The sequence below is a fragment of the Chryseobacterium sp. NFX27 genome (assembly GCF_049887855.1).
In the GTDB taxonomy this organism is placed as follows: domain Bacteria; phylum Bacteroidota; class Bacteroidia; order Flavobacteriales; family Weeksellaceae; genus Chryseobacterium.
On the sequence record NZ_JAGEKK010000004.1, the window covers coordinates 107,377 to 129,057 of the forward strand.

Annotated in this window: 20 protein-coding genes; 11 read left to right on the forward strand and 9 right to left on the reverse strand. The window is 36.7% G+C overall.

From position 1 onward, the window contains the following. Window positions 1-113: 113 nt before the first annotated feature. A complete protein-coding gene (locus J4Q03_RS06085) occupies window positions 114-323 on the forward strand; it encodes a hypothetical protein (RefSeq protein WP_426047317.1) in 210 nt (69 codons plus the stop codon). A gap of 580 nt (window positions 324-903) precedes the next feature. Here J4Q03_RS06085 and J4Q03_RS06090 read toward each other — a convergent pair. Continuing rightward, window positions 904-2,526 (reverse strand): helix-turn-helix domain-containing protein, encoded by a 1,623-nt coding sequence (locus J4Q03_RS06090; protein ID WP_426047318.1) that lies wholly within the window; start codon window positions 2,524-2,526, stop codon window positions 904-906. Window positions 2,527-2,813: 287 nt separating this feature from the next. Between J4Q03_RS06090 and J4Q03_RS06095 the strand changes: the two genes are divergently transcribed. Next, a complete protein-coding gene (locus J4Q03_RS06095; protein WP_426047319.1) occupies window positions 2,814-3,974 on the forward strand; it encodes a thioredoxin family protein in 1,161 nt (386 codons plus the stop codon). Between the two features lie 65 nt (window positions 3,975-4,039). On the opposite strand, the gene J4Q03_RS06100 is transcribed toward J4Q03_RS06095, so the two are convergent. Further along, a complete protein-coding gene (locus J4Q03_RS06100; RefSeq protein ID WP_426047320.1) occupies window positions 4,040-5,314 on the reverse strand; it encodes a hypothetical protein in 1,275 nt (424 codons plus the stop codon). 153 nt (window positions 5,315-5,467) lie between these two features. After that, window positions 5,468-6,490, reverse strand: a complete 1,023-nt coding sequence (locus tag J4Q03_RS06105; protein ID WP_426047321.1) for a 3-oxoacyl-ACP synthase III family protein — start codon at window positions 6,488-6,490, stop codon at window positions 5,468-5,470. A gap of 73 nt (window positions 6,491-6,563) precedes the next feature. Here J4Q03_RS06105 and J4Q03_RS06110 point away from each other — a divergent pair, with 73 nt between their 5' ends. The 4 genes from J4Q03_RS06110 to J4Q03_RS06125 all read left to right on the forward strand — a co-directional run bounded on the left by J4Q03_RS06110 (window position 6,564) and on the right by J4Q03_RS06125 (window position 12,191). Next, a complete protein-coding gene (locus tag J4Q03_RS06110) occupies window positions 6,564-7,463 on the forward strand; it encodes a CorA family divalent cation transporter (RefSeq protein WP_426047322.1) in 900 nt (299 codons plus the stop codon). 267 nt (window positions 7,464-7,730) lie between these two features. Beyond that, window positions 7,731-9,317 carry a patatin-like phospholipase family protein gene (locus J4Q03_RS06115; protein WP_426047323.1) on the forward strand — a complete coding sequence of 529 codons (1,587 nt, stop codon included), beginning with the start codon at window positions 7,731-7,733 and terminating at the stop codon, window positions 9,315-9,317. 36 nt (window positions 9,318-9,353) lie between these two features. Then, window positions 9,354-11,672 (forward strand): AAA family ATPase, encoded by a 2,319-nt coding sequence (locus J4Q03_RS06120; protein ID WP_426047324.1) that lies wholly within the window; start codon window positions 9,354-9,356, stop codon window positions 11,670-11,672. A 12-nt stretch (window positions 11,673-11,684) separates the two neighbouring features. Continuing rightward, window positions 11,685-12,191 carry a DUF2199 domain-containing protein gene (locus J4Q03_RS06125; protein WP_426047325.1) on the forward strand — a complete coding sequence of 169 codons (507 nt, stop codon included), beginning with the start codon at window positions 11,685-11,687 and terminating at the stop codon, window positions 12,189-12,191. 4 nt (window positions 12,192-12,195) lie between these two features. Here the strand turns inward: J4Q03_RS06125 and J4Q03_RS06130 are convergent, their stop codons facing one another. After that, entirely contained in the window at window positions 12,196-12,726 is a 531-nt protein-coding gene (locus tag J4Q03_RS06130) for an NAD(P)H-dependent oxidoreductase (RefSeq protein WP_426047326.1), read from the reverse strand. Window positions 12,727-12,819: 93 nt separating this feature from the next. Between J4Q03_RS06130 and J4Q03_RS06135 the strand changes: the two genes are divergently transcribed. From J4Q03_RS06135 to J4Q03_RS06145, 3 genes are all read left to right on the forward strand, one after another. Next, on the forward strand, window positions 12,820-13,206 hold the full coding sequence (locus tag J4Q03_RS06135; RefSeq protein ID WP_426047327.1) for a winged helix-turn-helix transcriptional regulator: 387 nt from the start codon (window positions 12,820-12,822) through the stop codon (window positions 13,204-13,206). Between the two features lie 122 nt (window positions 13,207-13,328). Continuing rightward, window positions 13,329-13,523, forward strand: a complete 195-nt coding sequence (locus J4Q03_RS06140) for a hypothetical protein (protein WP_426047328.1) — start codon at window positions 13,329-13,331, stop codon at window positions 13,521-13,523. A 299-nt stretch (window positions 13,524-13,822) separates the two neighbouring features. Further along, window positions 13,823-14,332 carry a hypothetical protein gene (locus J4Q03_RS06145; RefSeq protein ID WP_426047329.1) on the forward strand — a complete coding sequence of 170 codons (510 nt, stop codon included), beginning with the start codon at window positions 13,823-13,825 and terminating at the stop codon, window positions 14,330-14,332. Between the two features lie 37 nt (window positions 14,333-14,369). On the opposite strand, the gene J4Q03_RS06150 is transcribed toward J4Q03_RS06145, so the two are convergent. After that, complete coding sequence (locus J4Q03_RS06150; RefSeq protein WP_426047330.1) at window positions 14,370-14,918, reverse strand: DNA-3-methyladenine glycosylase I; 549 nt, start codon at window positions 14,916-14,918, stop codon at window positions 14,370-14,372. Window positions 14,919-15,205: 287 nt separating this feature from the next. Here J4Q03_RS06150 and J4Q03_RS06155 point away from each other — a divergent pair, with 287 nt between their 5' ends. Then, window positions 15,206-15,565: a hypothetical protein gene (locus J4Q03_RS06155; RefSeq protein ID WP_426047331.1), complete on the forward strand. Its 360-nt coding sequence runs from the start codon at window positions 15,206-15,208 to the stop codon at window positions 15,563-15,565. A gap of 52 nt (window positions 15,566-15,617) precedes the next feature. After that, window positions 15,618-16,640: a TQO small subunit DoxD gene (locus J4Q03_RS06160; RefSeq protein WP_426047332.1), complete on the forward strand. Its 1,023-nt coding sequence runs from the start codon at window positions 15,618-15,620 to the stop codon at window positions 16,638-16,640. Window positions 16,641-16,843: 203 nt separating this feature from the next. On the opposite strand, the gene J4Q03_RS06165 is transcribed toward J4Q03_RS06160, so the two are convergent. The 4 genes from J4Q03_RS06165 to J4Q03_RS06180 form a co-directional block, all read right to left on the reverse strand. Continuing rightward, window positions 16,844-18,421: a DHA2 family efflux MFS transporter permease subunit gene (locus J4Q03_RS06165; protein WP_426047333.1), complete on the reverse strand. Its 1,578-nt coding sequence runs from the start codon at window positions 18,419-18,421 to the stop codon at window positions 16,844-16,846. A gap of 132 nt (window positions 18,422-18,553) precedes the next feature. Then, complete coding sequence (locus tag J4Q03_RS06170; protein WP_426047334.1) at window positions 18,554-19,663, reverse strand: HlyD family secretion protein; 1,110 nt, start codon at window positions 19,661-19,663, stop codon at window positions 18,554-18,556. A gap of 16 nt (window positions 19,664-19,679) precedes the next feature. After that, the gene (locus tag J4Q03_RS06175) at window positions 19,680-20,999 is read right to left on the reverse strand and encodes a TolC family protein (RefSeq protein ID WP_426047335.1); all 1,320 of its coding nucleotides are present in this window, start codon (window positions 20,997-20,999) and stop codon (window positions 19,680-19,682) included. Continuing rightward, window positions 20,983-21,609 (reverse strand): TetR/AcrR family transcriptional regulator, encoded by a 627-nt coding sequence (locus J4Q03_RS06180; RefSeq protein ID WP_426047336.1) that lies wholly within the window; start codon window positions 21,607-21,609, stop codon window positions 20,983-20,985. The genes J4Q03_RS06175 and J4Q03_RS06180 overlap by 17 nt, the downstream gene beginning before the upstream one ends. Between the last annotated feature and the right edge of the window lie 72 nt (window positions 21,610-21,681).

Sequence of the window (21,681 nt, forward strand, 5' to 3'; positions counted from 1 at the left end):
ATTTTTAATATCAGTCAAAATAAAATATATTTTTCTTAGATCTATAGCAGGCTCTTAGAAAACTATTAATATTTTTTTATATTTGATCATAGTAAACATCAAAATCAACTATTATGAAAAAATTATGGATAGGCGCTGTTTTAGGGGCTTTATTTCTAGGCAGCTGCGCCCAGAACAAAGAGAAAAGAGAAGAATTCAAAGATGGCCGTAATAAGGAGTCACTGAGAAATAAAATGGGAGACTCAGCAGTTGCCAACTCTGAACCGGCTCCGGTTTCTCAGGATACCGCCAAAGTAAAAACTGACAGTCTGAAAACAAAATAAAAAACAAATCCGCAGCATGCTGCGGATTTGTACTTAAAAAAACTTGACTGAAAAAAACCGGGCAATCAACCCCGATTGTATTATAAATATTTTACCGCATCAGGTCAGTTACTTCCCTATCAATAAAATATTGGTTACTGATGAGCGTACTTATTAACCGAATAAGTATTGCCAAGAAAGCCTTGGGGGAAATTCCCCCTCAGCTTTGGATCCGTTGTTTTTTCACGACGATATCCAGACTGTAACCACACTGTTGTATTGGTTTGTATTTTTTCAAAGACATCGTTTAAAAAATGCCAATACAGCTGTTGAAGTTACCATCCGTTTAATTTACTAGCTTAAAGTTTTCATGGTTAGCATAAAATAATCAGAGATATTTTATACGTCTAGTAATTTTAGTGTTTGAATTTTGAGCGCTGTTCTGCTTTACCGGAATCAAGATTAAAATGAGTGACAAACCGCAGTAAGTCTATTCCCATAAAGCTGGCGCAAAGATATAGATGTGAAGGTCTTAGGTAAAACAATAGGTTAGCCATTTTCGAGAAAATGAAAAGACAGAATACGTAAAAACATCTGTTTTTTAATTGTTTTCCGGAAAATGAGTATTTTTATCTGATTGATTTTCATCCAGATATTTAATATAAGATGAGGGAGAGAAATCGGTCACGGCCTTAAATATTGAAGCAAATTTACTGTGCGAGGAAAAACCGCATTCCTCAGCAAGAATACTTATTTTATACTGTCTGTATTTATCATCATTGATAAGCTTGTCTACAATATAATTAATCCTTAAACGGTTGATATATGTTTTCACATCTGCACGTTTATGCCGGTTGATCACATACGACAGATACTTTGTATTGGTATTCAGTTCTGCAGCCAAAAATGATAAAGACATATTTTTGTTGTTGTACAGCTCTCCTTTTTCAAATTCCTCCAGAAGCTCCAGAAGCTTTGATTCTGTTTCGGAAGTCATCAGGGATTCGCTTCTTCGTTTGCCACTTTCTGCAGCCCTGTCATCTACTTCTTCCACAGAAATATTTGAAAAATCAGAATTTTCTCTTTTTAAAAGTAAAGGCTCACTGCGTACACTGATCATCCCCAGCTGGGTCCTTATAATATTCCTGAATTTTGCACGCTGCTTTTTCTGCTTGCTTCTGAAGAAAACAACGATAGCAACCAAAGCAGCAAAGAGTACAATAATTGCTGTATTTTTAACAATGCTGATCCTGGCACTTTTTTTATTGGGCTTAACTAAGGTTTCTGGACTTTTAGGTGCAAATTCACGGTTTCTTGCAGTAAGGCTGTCATAGGCTCTTATATATTTTACAGCATAAAGCGACGCTTTAACGCTATCACCTGTTCCTTCATAATAATCATTAATATTGGAATATACGGCTTTCTTAAGCTTGAGACTCCGTGAACTGTCCGCTATATTTTCTGCTTTTTTCAGATACAATTCAGCGTCCTTCCAGTTTTTCTGCTTTAGGCGGATCCCACCCAGTCCATTATATACCAAACCCAGAACGCAGCATTTATTTTTAAGCATCGATTCTGCTTTCCGGTAGTTCTTTTCGGAAGTCGTGTAATCTTTAAGCTTAAAATATATATCACCAAGAAGCTGGTAAGAAGCTGCTACAGCCCGTTCATTATCCTGAATATTATCTTTTCCAAAAGAATGCAAAGATTGTTCAATATATTTTACAGCATCCGGATAGCTTCCCTGTTCAATTTCATAATAGGCCATTTCCTGATTCAGCAGCCCCATCATTTCTCCTCTTTTCTGGATATCCGGGATACTTTTTGCTGCCTGCATACCCTGTATCGTATATTTTCTGGATCTTTCAAACAGACCAACCAGCCTGTATTCTTTAGCTAAAAATTCATTAACACGGCAAAGCCATTCTGCATCATCAATCTGACTCAACAGGGAGTGAGCATTTTCACCGTAACATATCGACTTTTTGAATTCACCTGCTAAATGATACAACTCGGCAGAAAGTAAAAGGCTTTTTACTTTATCCATCGGTTTCTGAGCTGTCATATATAATGAATCTGCTGTTTTGAAAGCTTCGGGGAGATTTTTTTGTGTAATCTGGATGGATGTTCTTTCACAGATCTGGTCAAAATTGTATTTTTTCTGTGCCCAGACGGGGATAGCAGTAATGAACAAAAACAAAAGTTTCAGCAGACCTCTAGACATAAAAAAATAAATTATTATTTTGATTTTATAATAATTCATCATTCTCATGGGGTGTCTTTTTGTTTTTTACAAAGCTACTAATATTTTATATTTTATTAAAATATTCTTCTATTATTTAATTTTTTTAACTAAAAAGTTTGATATCATTTATTTTAATAACATTAATCAATAATTCTCACTTTAAATAGACTTATTACATATTAAAATAAAATATCCGTAACTATTTTCTCTGTGTGCCGACTTATTTGCTGACATAATTATTACATTTGTAATCAATAAAAAGTTTTATGAAAAAATTAGCACTATTTTCTTCTTTATTTATAGGAGCTCTGGCATTTTCCCAGGGAATAAAATTTGAAGACAGCAATTTTGCAGCTATACTCGCAAAAGCAAAAAAAGAGAATAAACTGGTCTTTGTAGATGCTTATGCATCATGGTGCGGGCCCTGTAAACTGATGGTAAAAAATATTTTTCCGCTTCAGACGGTTGGAGATTTTTATAATTCCCACTTCGTGAATGCAAAAATAGATATGGAAAAAGGGGAAGGGATAGGTCTTGCCAAGAAATATAATGTAAAAGCATTTCCAACATATCTTTTCATTAATGGTGACGGTGAAGAAGTACACAGAACATTAGGCTATGTAGAGGAAAAAGATTTTATCCAGTTTGCCAAAGACGCGGAAGATCCTAATAAAAGACTTACCGCATTGAAGCAAAAGTTTGAAAATGGCGAAAAAGACCCTGAGTTTTTAAAAAATCTTGCAGGACTAACGATCTATAATGATTCTGAATTCGCAGGAAAAGTACTGGACCGTTATTTCCAGCAGAAAACAACACTTGATCAGGAAGATGTACAAATGCTTCTTTCAGGAACGCAAAGCACGGAAAGTCCGTTATATAAGATATTCCAGGCAAAAAAATCCGAGATTATCAAGATTCTTCCGGAAGACAAGTATGCAAAATTCGATAAAAACATTAAGCTTAATACGGTTCTTAAAAAGTCTTACAATGCCGATACAAAATCCTGGAACGACAGTTATTTTCTAGCTGAATCGCAAAAATTCATGACGAAAGATGAGGCTGAAAAAATGTTAAAAAGAGCAAAAGCAGGCAGAGCTTTAAAGAATAAGGACATTCCAACTTATGAGAAATTAATGCTGGAACTGTATAAAGATTCTTCTGCAGCAAGTTCTGAAGAATTAAACTCTTTGGCATGGAATTTTTTCGAAAATGTAAGCACCAAAGCTTCTCTTGAAAAAGCGGTAACCTGGGCTCAGGAATCTGTAAAAAAAGATGAAAACTATGCCAATACAGATACTTTGGCTAATCTTTATAACAAGATCGGAGATAAAAAGAATGCAAAAATATGGGCTGAAAAATCTGTTCAGCTGGCTAAAAGTACAGGGCAGGATTCAACGGATACTGAGAAATTACTGAAAAGCCTTTAGTCTATTAAATCATAAAAAAAATCCGCAGAAAATTTCTGCGGATTTTTTATTTTAATGTGTGCTGTTTAGTTATTATATACCAAAACCTGCATCTTGGTCAGCATAGCTTCGGTATCACCATTATATCCGGCATAACCAGACGGAACAAAATTAACGATCTGATTTCCTGCCCATGCCGAATACTGTACTTTAAAAGTATATGTACCTGCGCTTAGTGTTACTGCCTTAAGAAAAGTTACCGGAACAGGAAGTCTTACCAGAGCTGTCCCGCTTACCATTGAAGTATATGCAGAAGATATTTTGGTTCCATCCTGTAATAAATAGAAAGCGCCCTGTGCATCAGTTGCTGTGGTACTCGTGGCATATCCTAAAATAGTAAAAAGGAAAGTTTGGGTAGTACCAGCCGGTACTGTTAAAGTTATAGTAACCCCCGGTACATCAGCAACTACACCTTGGTTAACCGCCAATGATGTTGTTCCCTGTACATAATTGGCAGATGCAATTGTTCCGCTTGATGTATTAAGAGTCTTCCAAGCAGGTGCTGCTCCGGCTCCGTTTGATGTAAGGATCTGTCCTGTAGTCCCTGCGCTTCCCGCTGTATTTGTAGTTCCGCCCACATTCAATTCGTTTGTAACCTGTAATGCTCCGTTAACATGCAGTTTTCTTTGTGGAGTTGTAGTTCCTATCCCTACATCACCGGCACCGGTCACCGCCATTCTGTTGGTATTATTAGTATGAATATTTACAGGATTTGCCGAGATAGCATTGATATTCATGCTTGTGCTGGTTCCGGCTGTTGTAATCTGTGTGGCTCCGTTATTATCTACAAACATATTTAAAACAGCTGAACCGCCGTTTGCCTGAAATGCTCCTCTTGTAGAACCCGTTGCCGATACAAGCCCCATAGTTCCTGTAGTGCCAATTATTACACTATTTGTACCGTTGGTGAAAGAAAGTTGATTTCCTGCCGTTGTTACAGTTCTGCTTGCTGCAAGGGTACCATTAGAGGTATAAATATTAACAGGGGCATTCAGCTTGGTCCAGACCGTACCATTGTAATAATAATATCCCACGGCATCAATATTTGCAGCAGTTCCCGTTTGTGTTCCGGTTGCAATACTGTTCACATAAATTAATGTAGAAACAGGAGTTCCCGTCATACTTTGTGCTCTTTCCCTGTCAACTCTCGGAACCAGTAATCCGTCCACATTGGCAGTGGTGCCGGTAGCATTTTTTGCTGTTATATCGAGGGTTGAAGCAGGATTTGGGGTGTTCATCCCCACTTGTGCATAACAGAATAAGGGCAGTAGAAAAGCCCCAGGTAATAAATACTTTTTCATTTGTTTTTGTTTATTAATTATAACAAAGTTAACAAACGAAAAGCTTATAACAAATTATTTTTTTTATAATTTCCACCAAAACAACTAAACACTATCAAAAAATACAAGATAAAAACGAAAAGCTAGTTAATTATTCACACAATATTGAAATTATCAATATTCAAACAGAACGCTTCCCCAAGTAAATCCGCTCCCGAATGCTGAAAGAAGTACAAGATCTCCCCTTTTGATCTTTCCTTCTTCAATGGCTTCGCTTAAAGCAATAGGAATAGAAGCTGCCGTTGTATTTCCGTATTTCTGAATATTATTATGGATCTTCTCGTCCGGAAGTCCGAATTTCTGCTGTACAAACTGAGCAATTCTGAGGTTGGCCTGGTGAGGAATGAACATATCAAGATCTTCAATGGTCTTTCCTGCTTTATCCAAAGCCTCCTGCATCGTTTCAGGGAATCTTGTCACGGCATGCTTGAATACAAAGTTACCGTTCATGATAGGATAAACTTCTTTATCGGTCACATTTTCAGGCTCTTTTCTCATCCTGTCACTCCATCCGAATTTGGAACCCGGGAACTGTGTACACAATTCATCGGCATATTTACCTTCGGAATGCATATTTACCGCTAAAATATCCCCTGCATTTTCATCTTCCGTTGCCGAAAGTATAATAGCTCCTGCCCCATCTCCAAAGATCACAGAAACACCTCTGCCTTCATCTGAAAAATCAAGCCCGAAAGAATGAATCTCTGCACCTACTACAAGTATATTTTTATAAGTTCCTGATTTGATAAAAGCATTGGCCACACTTACTGCGTACACGAATCCGGAACACTGGTTCCTTACATCCAGAGCACCGATGGTATCACAGCCCAGCATGTCCTGAAGCAAAACACCGCAACCCGGGAAATAATAATCCGGAGAAAGCGTTGCAAAAACAATATAATCTATATCCTGAGCAGTGAGACCTGCTTTTTCAAGTGCTTTTTGAGAGGCTTTGAAAGCTAAATAGGCAGTGGTTTCCTGAGAATCATTTCTGTTTTGTCTGTGTCTTCTTTCTTTGATTCCCGTTCTTTCTGTAATCCATTCATCATTGGTGGTCATCAGTTTTGCTAAATCATCATTCGTAACAACATTATCTGGAACATAAAATCCAATCCCTTTTATTGTACTTTTAATCATATAGTTTTTTTAATTTTGGCAAAGATAAAATTATTTAACACATAGTTTTTCAAAATATTAGTATTTTTATTATATGCCAATCGACACGATATACAGAGACTCCCAATGTGAATGGGTAGATGTAGAGGCTCCCACTGCGGAAGACCTGAAATTTCTTCACGAAAGATATGAAATCAACAATCTCCTTCTGGAAGATACGATGGATCCGAACCACCTTCCGAAATATGAAGAGGATGAGAGTATAAAATTCTATCTCCTCCGGGAAAGCACAGAGCTGGAACGCAAAAACCTGAATACCATAAGCGATATCAGTACAAAAATCGGGATCTTTCTGGTGGAAAACACCATCATTACCATCCACAGGATGAAAACCAAAAGCATTTCGGAAACGAAGAAACAGGTCACCGGTATGCAGACGGAAGTTCCGCCTTCAAAAATAGCTTTAATGATTGCGATTCTGATTATGAAAAGTTTCGATGACGAATCAGTAAGCCTTCTGGAAACGATGGATAATATCGAAAACGAAATTTTCCTTAAAAATACCAATCATACCAACCAGATCAGAAGACTGTATAAGCTGAAAAGGAAATCAGGACTGAATTCAAGAGTGCTGACTATTTCCACAGATGCTGTAGATAAGTTTAAACTATTAAACCTCCAGGATTCCGAAATCGTTGATTTAAAGGACAAGCACAAAGATGTAGTGGCAGATTTTGACCATCTGAATATCCAGATTACCAACCTTATTTCGATGTTCCTTGCGTTGTCTGATCAAAAGGCCAACCAGGTTATGAAAGTTCTGGCTATTTATTCAGTGTACTTTTTGCCCATCACTTTTATTGCGGGTCTTTACGGAATGAATTTCGACAATATGCCTGAGCTGCATCATAAATATGGATATTTCATAACGGTAGGCGCTATGGCATTGGTCGTAATCTGTACATTTATTTATGCCAGACGTAAGCAATGGTAAAGAAGGAAAAATACTGAAGCTGCGGTAAAGAATTTGTTGTTAGCTTTAAAATATTTTTGTTGCTGGCTAACGCAAGGGCGCTCATTTTTATTAAGATTAAACCTGTTTTTAAGCCACAAGGATTTTATCTCCGATAAAATTGAATGCTGTTAATATACACCCTTCAGATTTAGCTGAAAAACTTTGATTTTTTTTGAACCTTACCAGCATAAACATTTAAAAATCTTTGCACCTTTACGATAATAAAAACGCCAATACCAAATTACCATGAACACTGAAATACTCAACAAAATTCTCGAGGAAAATGTCCTTTCCAGAGAGTCTAAAGAAAAGCTTTCTGCCCTGCATGAAAATATTTCAACAAAAGAGTTTTCTGACCTTTTAGATGCTCAGGGAAACCAATATGTAGAGTTTGTTCAGGAAGGAGGCGGTGTTTGGGGCAGTGCGCTGGTTGGCTATCTTTATGGTCTGGAAATCTTCGGGGTCCGTTTTCTGAAAATAGCGGGAACCAGTGCCGGAGCAATCAATACTATGCTTATTGCTGCGTGTAAAACCAAAGAGGAGGCTAAAAGTGAAGTGATTAAGGATATTCTCTTCAACTGGAATTTTTCAGATTTCATGGACGGAAAAGCCTACGTTAAAACAACCATCCATGCCATCCTGAACAATAAGGATTTTTTTAAGATTAATGCCATTATTGCAGCGGTCATTATGATTATTCTTGTGATTATTCCTTTTGCAGCACAGCCTGAAACCACACTAAATGCCAAACTTCTTTTCCTTATCCCGTTGATTCCGGTCATCATTGCTTTTTTCTGTATTAAAAAATTTTATAATGACTTCCGGAAGCAAAACAGCGGATTCAATCCGGGAAATACATTTTTAAATACAATGGAAAATGTTCTGGACGGTTTCGGAATTAAAACAGTGGCTAACCTTAATGAGAAATTTATTCAGAAAGAACAGGGCCTCAATCTTAATTACCGTTACGGAAATGGTCAGGAATATTATATGACCGCTCTGAAAAGTATAGAAGCTATCAAGGAAAAGAATCTTGAACATATTGACCGGACACGTTACAGGATATTCTATGAAAGTGCCGTCAACAATGATTATTATAAGAACAATCCCTTTTATCAGCTCCGCTCGGAATATGTTGTCATCGCTACTGATATTAATGCCAAAATAAAAGTAGAACTTCCCACAATGGCTAATCTATACTGGTCGGAAGAAGAGCTGAAGCATATAAGCCCAGCCGAATTTGTCCGGGCCTCTATGTCTGTTCCTTTCTTTTTTGAGCCTTTCCAGAAAAGAATCAATAAGGATGATGATTCTGTGAAATATGCCTGGAAATTCTGGATGAGTACAAAACCGGAAGACATCTACCCGGCCGGATTATTTATTGATGGGGGAAGTATTTCTAATTTTCCCATTGACATTTTCCACGCCAGCGATATATTCTATCCCAGAATGCCCCTTTTCGGGGTACAGCTTACAAGTGATTCCGCAATTCTTTCCGAGAAAGGAAAAACCAGTGAGGAAATTCTCAAAACCCCTTTTTCTTACGCTGGAAACATCATCAGTACTTTAAAAGGGTTTAATGATAAATCGTTTCTTACTAAACACAGCTTTTACCATCTTTACAGCATTCAATCCGTTAATTGCGGCACAAGCAGCTGGCTGAATTTCTTCATGAAAAGAGAGGAAAAAGAAGATCTTTTCAACAGGGGCTTCCAGGCTGCCCTGGATTTTCTCAATCAGTTTGACTGGGAAAAATATAAATATGAAAGAATGATGCTTTCGATGAAGGAGAAAAAGATTCTGAAGGAAGAGGATACGAAAACGGTGGGGTAAAGATTTTTGCGTACTTTAGTTACTTATTGAATTAAAATGATTAGGCTAAAACAACAAACCCCGTATCTTTCATTACAAAAGCTTGAAAATTATGAACTAGAAGACTTTACAATTATTACTGGATTAAATGGTTCTGGTAAGACTCATTTATTGAAGGCAATAAATGAAGGTGCAGTTACAACTGAAAGTATTGATCAATCAGGCATCATATATTATAATTACAATGATTTCAATCTCTTTCATGGTGATATAACAAAAAATATTGATTTACAAATTAAAAATGATCTTTATACTATAAAAAGTTCGTCTTTATCTCATAAGCTAGCCAACCAAAGGATCGCAGTTCTAAATGAATATGATGTAAACAAAGATATCACCTTATCAAACATAAAAAACTTAGAAAGCTTAGTATCCCTGCCAATAGATATCTTTAGATGGAGCGAGGAAGAAATAGACATTTTTGAAAAAAAACAAAAAGATAAAAATTTCATATTTAATATTGCTATTCCAGTATCTGATTTTAGTGAGAGGCAATGTACTGTACTATATCTCGTAGAAAACCTAAAAACAGTCAATATCAGAAAATGGTTATCAGATGTATCTACTTTTGTATTTAAAAAACAAATTTTAAACCTTATTAGAAATTACAATTATAGCATTGAAATATTAGATTGGGATAATTCTCAAGTAGAAAAATATAAACTAATTAAAATGGAAGACCCTAACTTCCAACTTGATCCATTATTTCATAATACTGGATTAAATCAAAATTTTGTAAATTTTGTAAATACTGTCCAATATCTATCCTCAAACTTTATAGACGAATTAAAGACGATAAAAGTTACTTTTTATGAAATTTATAATGATTTAATTAATTATTTTAGAAAAAATGCTTCCGATGATTATTTGCGACTGTCAATTTCGGTCAATGGCGAGGGAAATATTTTAAAACCACTCAATGTTGATTCGGGTTTTTTGAATTTACACGAAATTGCAGATGCTGAAAAAAATTATCAGGTAGCAAAAGAACAAAATCAATACAATGAATTTCAATCGGTTATACATAATAAAAATATAAATTTTTATTCCAACGAAGAATTTTTAAAAATATTTGGGGATTCACCAATAAAATTACTTAATGAAGTTTTAAATGAGTATGATTGTAATGGTTATGAATTTATACAAAGCCAAATTAACTTTCAAGTAGGCTCAGATATAAGTCATCAAGCACTCACAATTTCGCTTTTTAATAAAAAAGAAAACTACACTACGACTTTAGAAGCGTTGTCATCAGGAGAAAAAACTATCATTGCTTTATCATTTTATATCTATAAATTACAAAAGAAGAATGTTATTACAAATCTCCTATTATTAGATGAAATTGATTCAGCATTACATCCTTTAATGTCTAAAAGATTGTTAGATGTTTTATATAATATTTTTTACAAAAAAATGGGTATTAAAATTATAATATCTACACATTCCCCTTCAACAGTAGCACTTGCGCCCGATGAAAGTATTTTCGTCATGGATAAATATTCTACTCCTAAAATCATAAAGTCCTCCAAAGATAAAGCATTAAAAGAATTAACAATTGGTGTTCCATCTTTTAGTGTTAATTATGAAAACAGAAGACAGGTTTTTGTAGAAAGTGAGTATGATGCTAGTTATTATGAAAATTTGTATAATATTTATAATGATAAATTGAATCCTGAAATTTCTTTAAATTTCATATCATCCGGCAAAACTAAAATTAATGGTAACGGTATTGGTATGGCAAGTTGTGATCAGGTAGTTAGTATAGTTAATATTCTCAGAAAAGCTGGTAATAATTTTAGTTGGGGAATTATTGATTGGGATTTAAAAAACAAATCTTCGGACTATATAAAAGTTCTAGGTGATTCTCAAAGATATAGTATTGAAAATTATTTATTTGATCCTTTGCTATTGGCAATTTTACTTTGGAAAGAAAATATTTTAAAAGCTCAACATTTTGGATTTGAAAAAAATGAAATTTATTTTAATATCCTGAATTTTAATCAATCGCAACTCCAACAAATTGTTGATAAAATAATTTCCGACTTACAGGTAAATTTTAAAGATGACAGCCCATCTGAGGTGGCTACTTATACTTTATGCAATGGGATAATTTTACAAATACCAATTTGGTATTGTAAAACTCAAGGACATTCATTGGAGGATATTATAATTAAAACCTACTCTCAATTAGAAGCTATAAGAAAGAAAGATGAATCAGCTTTAAAAAAAGCTATCATTAATAAAGTCATCTTAAATTTCAAAGATTTATCCTCTATAGACTTATTAGATATTTTTAAAAGAATCCAAGAAGATTAAATAAAAACTAAAATGAAATACACCTGCGAATGCTGCGGAAAAGAAATGGAAGACTGGCCCGCAATAGCTTACAATTCTCCTTCCATTTACCATCAATTAACAGATGAAGAATTAGAAAATGCTGAACTTTCTTCAGATTCATGTATTATAAAATATCCTGATGAAACCAACTATTTTATCCGTGCTGTGCTGGTTCAGGAAGTTCCTGATAGCTGTCAGGATCTTGAATATGGAGTTTGGGTTTCATTGAGTGAAAAAAGCTTCAATGAATATGTAGAAAATTATGACAATAAGGAATTTGAATCTGAATTTTTCGGCTGGCTATCCAATTATCTTCCCGATTATGATTTTGAAGAAAGCATACCGACTACTGTTGTCGTAAACAATAGTATAGGACGACCTTTTATATTTCCTCACCAAAGTTACGAGCATCCTTTTATTCACGATTTTTATAATGGAATTTCGCAGGAACAGGCTGAAAGAAGGATGGATGTTATTTGGGGTAGGGATAAAAGCTAAATGATCACAAACCATCCAAAAACTCCAGATATATCGGCACACTCCTCTCAACCCATTCCTGCGAAGGATTATTTTCTATTCCGTAATAGACGAATGGCTCTTTGTATTCAGCTTTAACATAGTCAAAAGTCAGTTCATACGGTCGGAAAAGCTCGTTCATGGTGTATTTATATTTCCCGGATGCGCTGTAGTCTTCTTCGTCAATTCCAGCTGTAACCGCCACGGTCATCTTCTTCCCCCCTAATTTATACCCACTTTTACTTCCGTAGGCCCAGCCGTAAAGAAGAACCTCATCCAACCATTTTTTCAAAAGAGGCGGACTGCTGAACCAGTAAAATGGAAACTGGAAAACGATCCTGTCATAAGATTCTATTAGCTGCTGTTCTTTAGCAACATCAATCTTTTCATCCGGATAGGCTTCATACAATGAATGAACAGTATATTTTTCAGGATATTTTTTCAGTTCTCCAATCCATTTTTTATTGATCACTGATTTTTCTATATCAGGATGAATGACTATAATTAATGTTTTCATTTTTCGTCTAAATTTCTTCAGCAAAAATAATATACGTAACTTACATTTTCAACAGTAGTGCCCAATTGTATGGTACTATAAAAAATGTAAGTAATGACTAAAATAAAGGAAACATCCACCAATTTTGCCAATAAGAAAGCTCTTTCCGATGAATGCCCCGAGATCTATGCCTCCAATACAATTGGCGGGCAGTGGGCACTTGCCATCTGCTGTTACCTCATCAACGGAAAGCTGAGATTCGGAGAGCTCAGAAAAAAGCTTAACAATATCACAGAACGTATGCTTACTTTACAGCTTCGCAGGCTTGAAGAAGACAGAATAATAACCAGAACAGTCTATGCTGAAGTTCCTCCACGTGTGGAATATGAACTCACCGAAATCGGTTATAAATTAAAGCCTATTATTCTGGAATTCGAAAAATGGGGCAAGGAGCATAAGGAAATTATGCGTGATAAATGTTCTGAATCTGAAAACATATAAAATCGTTGAATTTAAATTTTGGCTAAAGACAATTGATTTGTTTATTCATTGAACGGGCTAAAGCCCGTTCCTATTCATGAAATAGCCATTTTTCTGTAATTAACCAATATAAAAATATCGTAATGATGGTTACATTAGATTTTTTAAAAGAGATTTTATCTGCTCATGCTTTGAGAAATAATCCCAGTGCCAATTATTTCTATGAATTTGATATCGTTGCATTTGATCATGCAATTGATGCTACGGATTTCATGAGGACTAAGTTTGCTTTAAAAGATAATAAAGAGCTGGCTGTAAATGAAATAACTGAATCCTAATTCAAAAAAGCAATACATAAATGGTTTTTTGAATGTGAAAGCTCAAAGAATCTCAATATAATTCATTCTGAAAGATCAGAAAACGTAGAAAACTTTTTTAGCTCTTTGAAATCAGTTATAAAGGGAGAAAAGATTTACCATTTTCAAAATGTCAATAAGGGGCTTTATGAATATCAGCTCGGAATCTACTTCGACTATTTTTACATGGAAGGTCAGGAAAATAATTTCCTCATTTATTTCAGCATGCAGGACTAATAATTCTTAACTTTAGCAGCCTTAAATCACCAACAAAATAAACTATGAAAAACTTAACTTTTTTAGTCAGCTTATCTGCTGTAATCCTTTTGGGAATTTCAGTGAAAGGACAAAAAATTTCCGATGGTCAAACCATAGAAGTCAATGGAATGAGTGTCACCTTTACTATTTTAAACAAAGAAAGCGTTGAAGCGGGCGGAAAGCCATATGACCGTTATAAGGTTTCAGCATCTGTAAAAAACACCTCAGATAAAGCGTACAATATCCGTTTGGCTTCCTATCCACAGATTGTTACCAACAATGGTCTTGTAGAACTGGACTGCATCAATGCAACCGGTGCCAAACTGACTTCTAAAAAGATCGGGCTTAAAATGAAAGCCCAAATGATCAACGTGACTTATTCAGCGTATGACAAATCCGGAAAGATGACCTCCAGTACTATCCCGGTTACAGGAAGCTATTATTTTGATCCGGGAGATACCATCAGTGATAATGCTATTTTTATTGTTCCGCAGGGCGAAAAGCCGGATGTCTCAGTAAGAAATTTGAGATAATCTCCATAAAACATTTAGATTCTCAACTCCAAAAGCTCTATTCTATCCAAAGCGGCTTATGTCCCAGCACATGCTGATAAACAGGACAGTTCTCGGCATGGGCACCCTTCAGATATCCGGTACTCATTAAAAACTCATTCACAATTTCTCCACCCGTAAACTTGAATGTTTTCTTGAACAGTTTCATCCATTCCTGAAGGGTTTTCGGATGATGATATGCCAGCCACTTTTCAAAAGATCCGAATTCTTTTTGTAATTCTACAATGGTTCTGGCATTTTCAATGGCAGCATTCACTTTCAGCCGGTTCCGGATAATTCCGGGATCGTCCAGCAGTCTTTCACGGTCTTCTTCCGTATAAGCGGCGATAGTTTGAATATCAAAATTGTTGTAGGCCTTCCTAAAGCTTTCCTCTTTCTTTAAAACGGTTTCCCAGCTCAGTCCTGCCTGGTTGATTTCCAGGATCAGTCTTCCGAAAAGTTCATTGTCATCATGAATCGGAAATCCGTAATAATTATCGTGGTAATTTTTATGCAGCTCTTTTCTGCTTTCAGGCTGCATTCCTTCTATGGCTAAACAATAACTCATTTAAATATTTTCTGTTGGGTTATGAACAATTCAGGCTGTAAAGATAAGACAGGTTTGTGACAACTGTTAGTCAGCAGCATTTTAAATTTTAAATATGTTTGATCTATATTTTTTTCTGAACTGAAGAGATTTCAGAGATGAAGACGATTGCGGGAAGAATCATTTCAAGATTATTACAACTGTTCGCATTACCTATTTGTGGGCCAGCAGCATGAATTTCTGTAATTCATAAGCTTACATCTAAAATAAAGTGTAGTTTTGTAAAAATGCCAATACCAGGAACCCATATGAAAAATCACAAAGCACTCATCATGATGCTTATACTGGTATTTTCATTATCACCGTGTTCCGTAAAAAGAGATTTTCTCGGTATTTTTGATATCCAGCATATCAGCGGTTTAAATAAAGTAAAGGTAACAGCCGGTGCTGTATCTGTATGTGACTTTTCTGCTGATACTTCATCTGCACGGACGATCCTTTCAAAGGCTGATGCAAAACCTAAAAGCAAAGGTTTTCTTTTCAGTTTAAATGCAGCTCACAGTTTCGGAGAAGGAAAAATAGCTTTCAACTCATATTCCGGGCATACTTCCGGAAACAGTCCTCCAAAATATATTCTATTTAAAAGACTGAAATTAGATCTGGCGTAGATTTTAACCGGATCAATTTTTAATAAACAGTTTTTTTAATACAATAAATTCAATGAAACATATTTCAGACAGCCGGTCTTACGACATGGCCGGACTCTACACATTATCACTCCGTCTTGTTATCGGATGGACCTATTTTTCAGCCTTCTGGCGCAGACTCGTTCTCGAAAACAAACTCATCCCGGATGAAGCCGGATATATCGGGGAAAAATTCAATCATTTCCTTCCTAACGCTTTAGGAATAAAGCCTCTTATAGAATATCTGGTTACCCATCCGGATATTTTACATACTTCCATGGTTACTTTTACCATCGTAGAAGCTGTTGTAGGACTTTTTATTATTTTGGGATTATTTACAAGATTCATGAGTATCGGTATTTTTGGTCTTGCGATGGGAATTTTGTTAGGCTCCGGCTGGATCGGCACCACCTGCCTGGATGAATGGCAGATCGGTGTTTTGGGAATTGCAGGCGGATTTGTTTTATTCCTTACCGGAAGCGGCTCTTTCTCCCTGGATCATTACTTCATCAAGAACAATAAGAACTTCACCCACAAAAAATGGTTTCTCTGGCTGGGATCCGGTGTTCTTCCTTTATCGAAACCTAAAACACTTGTGCTCGCTGGTTCAGCATTCATTTTTGGGCTTACACTGTATACCAACCAGTATTTTCACGGTGGAGTCTGGGGAACGCTGCACAATAAATCTGTAAAACCAAAGATTGAGATTTCAAATGTTTCTTTAGTCAATACAGATCTAACCTTTGAAGTGTACAGAACAGAAGGTGTGGATGTTTATGGCTCTTTTCTGATCGGCATTCATATTCTGGATAAAAACGGGAAGATTATGAAAGCTTTAAACCATACAGAACTGTCAAAATTTCCAAAAGAAAATATCAGGAATCATTATGTAGCTAAAGTAAAACCCGGAAAACACAGCCTGGTTATTCCGCTGGGCTCAAAGGCTGATCTTACATTGAATCTTAATGATATCTTAGTAGCAAAAGAAGAAGTCCATACGGTAAAGCTGATCGACATTAGTGGTATAGAGTGGACAGCAGAAATTAATAACTTTTAACCATTAAGAGCTTTTAAGTTTTTAAAAATATTAGGTGAAATACTTCTACTCTGCTCAGCATGACAATGTTAAAAAAGATCATTAAAAACAATTCGTATTAGAAATATCATGCATAGCGGAGTCGAAGCATCTTTAGCAAAAACATTTGCATTATTCCACAAAAAAACCTCCGGAAATTCCGGAGGTTTTATATTGAATTCGATTTAGTGCATGGCTTCACTTAAATCTATTTTTTCTTTGCTTTTCCTTTCTTTAATGAAGAGAATAAACGGTATACATACGAGGAATATGACTCCTAAATAAAGGAAAACATCCATATACGAAAGTACGGTAGCCTGTTTGGTAACCGACATATCCAGCATTTTATAAGCAGCGTTCATTGCTGCATCGGGAGTCATTCCTTTTGCCACAAAGCTGGCTTTTAATGCGTTCAGTCGCTGCTGTACATCAAAACTGTTTTCATCCAGATGGGAGATCAGATTGAGCCTGTACTTCTGGCCAGCATTGGCAATAAACGTGGTGATCGCTGCAATCCCGAATGAGCCTCCGAGTTGCCTCATCATCCCTGTAAATGCTGCACCCTGACCAATTTCCTGACCTTTCAGCGTACTCAATGACAGCGAAGTGATCGGGATAAACAGAAGTCCCAAACCGGCTCCCCTTACGATCAGCATCCAGAAAAAGGCATCTTTACTTGTATCCGGCGTAAGGATCTTATAACCCCAGAAGCTATAGACAAAGAAGATGAACAGTCCTAAAGACACCAAAATCTGCTGTTTTGCCCCTTTTGAAAGAAGTCTTCCGATAATTGGCATCATAAAGGCTGTTGTCAGGGCCGCCGGAATCATTAACGCTCCCGACTGTAAGGCCGTCCATCCCAAAATACTTTGTGTGTACAGCGGTACAATGAATGTGGAACCATACAATCCAAATCCTAAAACGAAAGACATGACCGTTCCGATCCTTAAGTTCCCGTTTTTCAGAACTCTGAGCTCCACAATGGGATATTTGAAGGTAAGTTCCCGCCATAGGAAAAGAATGAACCCCAGAATGGCCGATATGGTAAATGTTACAATCATTCCGCTTTCAAACCAATCTTCTTCATGTCCTCTCTCCAGAATAAACTGTAAAGATCCTACAGTAACAGCCAATAAGGCAATTCCGATCCAGTCTACATCTGAAACCTTACGTTTTTCAGCATATTTAGGGCTTTTCACAAACTGTAAGGTCATCAGCGTTGCTGCAATCCCAATCGGAATATTGATATAGAAAATATACGGCCAGCTGAAGTTATCTACGATATATCCTCCCAGTGGCGGACCTAAGGTTGGGCCAATAATTACTCCCAAACCATAAATAGCCTGTGCCATACTTCTTTTCTCAATAGGATACGATTCTGTAATGATCGTCTGTGAAGTCACCAGGAGTGCTCCCCCGCCGATTCCCTGCATCAGCCTGAAAAATACCAGTTCCCAGATATTGGTGGCATTTCCGCATAAAAACGAAAATATGGTGAATATAATGATGGAAGCAGCAAAGTAATTTCTACGTCCGAACTGCTGTGACAGCCAGCTCGTCATCGGTACCACAATTACGTTACCGATTGCATAAGCTGTAATCACCCAGCCTACTTCAGAAAGTGTGGCTCCAAGATTCCCCTTCATCTCATTCAGGGCAACATTCACAATCGTGGAGTCCACAATTTCAAGCAGAGCACAAAGGATTGCTGTGATCGTGATGATCACTCTCCGGGCTCCATATTCTACTAATGATTCTTGCATAGTTTTTACGGTGTAAAAAGGTGAATTGTCAATGGTTAATCAACTTCATTATCAATTTTCAGCTTCATATTATCTTCAATAATTGACTTGCTCCAGCAAAATTGACAATTCACTTATTTCACAGTTTTAATATTATTTAAGCGATACTTCTGCTTTCACGTTCATTCCTGTTCTCAGTTTTTTTGCAATATTCTTATCAAGATTTACAAAATCTATCTTTATAGGAAGCCTCTGAACCACTTTCACGAAGTTGCCGCTGGCATTATCCGGAGGAAGGATTGAAAAAGTAGCTCCTGTTGCAGGAGAGAATGAGCTTACAACTCCGTCAAATTCCTGGTCAGGGAAAGCATCAATCTCAATTTTAACTTTCTGCCCTTCTACCATTTTATCTACCTGTGTTTCTTTAAAGTTGGCCACCACCCATTTCTGGTCGTTTTTAACCAAAGCAAAAAGTTGGGATCCGGCTTGCAGATACTGGCCAGCCTGAGTGGAAACTTTACCGACATACCCATCTTCCGGAGCCAGGATGACGGTGTATGATAAGTTTAATTTAGCATTTTCTACATCCACTTCTCTTTGTTTCGCTATTGAACCGGCAACGCTGATCTGCTGAGAACTTGCTGCAGTCTGAGAAGACGCAATGGTAGTCTGCTGTGCAATCTGGTTTCTCTGATCAACCAAAACCTGAAGCTGTCTGTCAGCAGACTGCTTGGCTGCTAAAGCCTGTTCGTACTGCTGTTCTGTAATAGAATGGTCTTTTACAAGGTTGGCATATCTTTTCAGATCCTGTGATGTTTTCCAAACGTTTACTTTTGCAGCTTCTATCTGTGCATTGGCTGTTGTTACCGCTGCCTGGGAAGAGCTTATATTTTTTGAAGTAGCCGTAGTGGTAGCTTCTGCATTTGAAATATTGCTTCTGGCTGTTAACAGGGCAGCCTGAGCCTGCTCAAGAGCCATTTTCTGATCCCTGTTGTCAAGGATCACTAAAGTATCTCCTTTTTTTACAAATTCGTTATCTTTTACTTTTACCTCCGCTACATATCCGGAAATTTTAGAAATTACCGGCGCCATATTGGATGTGATCTGTGCATCATCAGTCTCTTCGTGATACTGTCCGTAAGTAAAAGCTCTGTATCCATAAATCCCTCCACCAATTACTACAGCGGCTAAGATGATAGGAAAAACGAAACTTTTTTTCTTTTTAGGTTCAAGTTCAACGGTTGGTTTATTATTATTTTCCATTTTGGTTTCAGTCTGATTATTTAATTGTTAAAGTTCCTGTTGTCTGTAATAGTTTTCTGTACGCTAAAGCGGCATCTGCTTTTGCATTGATCACGCCTACGTTAGCTGATATCTGGGCAGCATCTGCATCCAGCAGTTCTGTCATGGTTGCAAGACCGTTGTCGTATTTATTTTTGGTAATCCTGTAGTTTTCATTGGCCTGTTCAGCAGCTTTTTCATATACTGCGATTCTCTTTTTAGAGTAATCCGTATTCTGGTATTCTCTGTTGACGTCAAGCTTAATATTATCATTCAGCAATTCATCGTTTGCTGCCAGCTGCTTTTCTCTTGCCTGAGACTGTCTCAATGAAGAGTTTTCTTTCCAGATATTGGATAAATTGTAAGAAACTCCAACTCCAACGTTTACAGCATTGTAGATGGTAAGGAATTTTGGAATATCTGCCGCCACATAACCTCCGGTAAATGCTATGGAAGGAAGATTTTCAGCTTTTGCAGACTTTGTACCCAGTTCTGCCGCTTTTCTTTGCTGAGCCAAAGCCTGTAAGTCTTTACGGTTTTCTTTAGCTTCGTTTACATAGTAATCAACTGTTTTTACTTCCGAACCTTCATCGATATAATTCGGGTCCACTTCAATTTCTGTCGTTTCAGGAATCCCCAATAGCAGGTCCATATTGATATTGGCAATATTGTAGTTGTTTTTAGCTTCCAACAGCTGCAACTCGATATTTGAAGTCTGAAGGTTTGCTTTTAAACGGTCATTTCTAGCAATCACTCCATTGTTTTCAAGCTTAAGAAAGGTTTCATCCCTTTTTTGAGAAGCCGTAAGGTTTTCTTCTAAAACTTTGATGGATTGATTCGCCTTAAATAAATTATTGTAAGCCTGGGCAACATTATAAGCAATCGCTATTTTATCATTTTCTGTGCTTAACTTTGATGCTTCCACCAAATATTTGGCAGACTGGATACCATATTTGATTCTTCCGCCACTGTAAACCGGAACACTAAGGTTAACCGATCCATAAGCAACCTGATGTACTTCCGGACCCCCTGCTCCCGCTCCCGAAACACTGGAAAGCTTTAAATCAACAGTGGGTTTAGTAGGAAGGTACATATAGCTGCCCGAAACTTTAAGTTCCGGAAGCTGTCTGTTTTTGGCTTCTAAAAGATCTGCCGTAGCTTCTTCAATCTTGGCGGCATCGATCCTAAGATTTTTACTGTTCTGGATTCCCAGCTGTACAGCTTCATCGAGTGTGAGCTGTTTTTTCTCCTGGGCATTTATGGCTGCAACTCCCATAAAGAGGGATAATGCCAATACCGAGTTATTTATTCTCTTCATAACCTAAAAGGTCTTTTAGTAAATATTTTATATGTTTATTAAGTTCTGTGTAGTATTTTTCGTCAAAAACTTCATCGTCTTCAGTATCATTCAGGAATTCTTTGTACATCTCTTTGGCATTGGATGCATAAAATAAAGTCCCGCTTACGGTGGCATGAAGTAGATAGATAGGAGGATTTTTAGTAAAAATTCCTTTTTTCAGACCACTTTCAAGGACCTGCGAATACATAGAGATAAAGCCCATCTTGGTCTGCTTCAGAAATTCCACGATCTGCGGATTTTCGGTGTGAAGCTGCTCACGCTGCATAATTCTGTAAAAACATTTGTGATGTCTTACTCTTCCGGAAAACTGGTCTACGATTTTTTCTATTTTCTGCCATTCATTAATGTCGGTTCTTTCAAGGATATCTTTGGCAAAGAACTGACCTTCATTCATTCTGTATTCCACTAATTTCTCGTACAGTTTTTCCTTAGATCCGAAATAATAAGAGATCATAGAGATATTTACATTCGCCGCCTTGGAAATCTCCCTGGTGGAAGTCCCTTCGAAGCCTTTTTCAGCAAAAAGCTTCTCCGCAGCAAATAATATATTTTCTTCTTTTGAAACCATAGCAATTCTATTTTCAGGGCGCAAATTTACATAAGATTTCAAACAAATCAAACGATTGATTGATTTTTTAAT

Coding starts and splice junctions, on each gene's coding strand:
- J4Q03_RS06100 (WP_426047320.1), bottom strand. CDS start 5,314: ATGAAAAAGTATTTATTACCTGGGGCTTTTCTACTGCCCTTATTCTGT.
- J4Q03_RS06165 (WP_426047333.1), bottom strand. CDS start 18,421: ATGCAAGAATCATTAGTAGAATATGGAGCCCGGAGAGTGATCATCACG.
- J4Q03_RS06135 (WP_426047327.1), top strand. CDS start 12,820: ATGACTAAAATAAAGGAAACATCCACCAATTTTGCCAATAAGAAAGCT.
- J4Q03_RS06145 (WP_426047329.1), top strand. CDS start 13,823: ATGAAAAACTTAACTTTTTTAGTCAGCTTATCTGCTGTAATCCTTTTG.
- J4Q03_RS06140 (WP_426047328.1), top strand. CDS start 13,329: ATGATGGTTACATTAGATTTTTTAAAAGAGATTTTATCTGCTCATGCT.
- J4Q03_RS06150 (WP_426047330.1), bottom strand. CDS start 14,918: ATGAGTTATTGTTTAGCCATAGAAGGAATGCAGCCTGAAAGCAGAAAA.
- J4Q03_RS06155 (WP_426047331.1), top strand. CDS start 15,206: ATGAAAAATCACAAAGCACTCATCATGATGCTTATACTGGTATTTTCA.
- J4Q03_RS06110 (WP_426047322.1), top strand. CDS start 6,564: ATGCCAATCGACACGATATACAGAGACTCCCAATGTGAATGGGTAGAT.
- J4Q03_RS06090 (WP_426047318.1), bottom strand. CDS start 2,526: ATGTCTAGAGGTCTGCTGAAACTTTTGTTTTTGTTCATTACTGCTATC.
- J4Q03_RS06095 (WP_426047319.1), top strand. CDS start 2,814: ATGAAAAAATTAGCACTATTTTCTTCTTTATTTATAGGAGCTCTGGCA.
- J4Q03_RS06130 (WP_426047326.1), bottom strand. CDS start 12,726: ATGAAAACATTAATTATAGTCATTCATCCTGATATAGAAAAATCAGTG.
- J4Q03_RS06105 (WP_426047321.1), bottom strand. CDS start 6,490: ATGATTAAAAGTACAATAAAAGGGATTGGATTTTATGTTCCAGATAAT.
- J4Q03_RS06180 (WP_426047336.1), bottom strand. CDS start 21,609: ATGGTTTCAAAAGAAGAAAATATATTATTTGCTGCGGAGAAGCTTTTT.
- J4Q03_RS06175 (WP_426047335.1), bottom strand. CDS start 20,999: ATGAAGAGAATAAATAACTCGGTATTGGCATTATCCCTCTTTATGGGA.
- J4Q03_RS06120 (WP_426047324.1), top strand. CDS start 9,354: ATGATTAGGCTAAAACAACAAACCCCGTATCTTTCATTACAAAAGCTT.
- J4Q03_RS06125 (WP_426047325.1), top strand. CDS start 11,685: ATGAAATACACCTGCGAATGCTGCGGAAAAGAAATGGAAGACTGGCCC.
- J4Q03_RS06085 (WP_426047317.1), top strand. CDS start 114: ATGAAAAAATTATGGATAGGCGCTGTTTTAGGGGCTTTATTTCTAGGC.
- J4Q03_RS06160 (WP_426047332.1), top strand. CDS start 15,618: ATGAAACATATTTCAGACAGCCGGTCTTACGACATGGCCGGACTCTAC.
- J4Q03_RS06170 (WP_426047334.1), bottom strand. CDS start 19,663: ATGGAAAATAATAATAAACCAACCGTTGAACTTGAACCTAAAAAGAAA.
- J4Q03_RS06115 (WP_426047323.1), top strand. CDS start 7,731: ATGAACACTGAAATACTCAACAAAATTCTCGAGGAAAATGTCCTTTCC.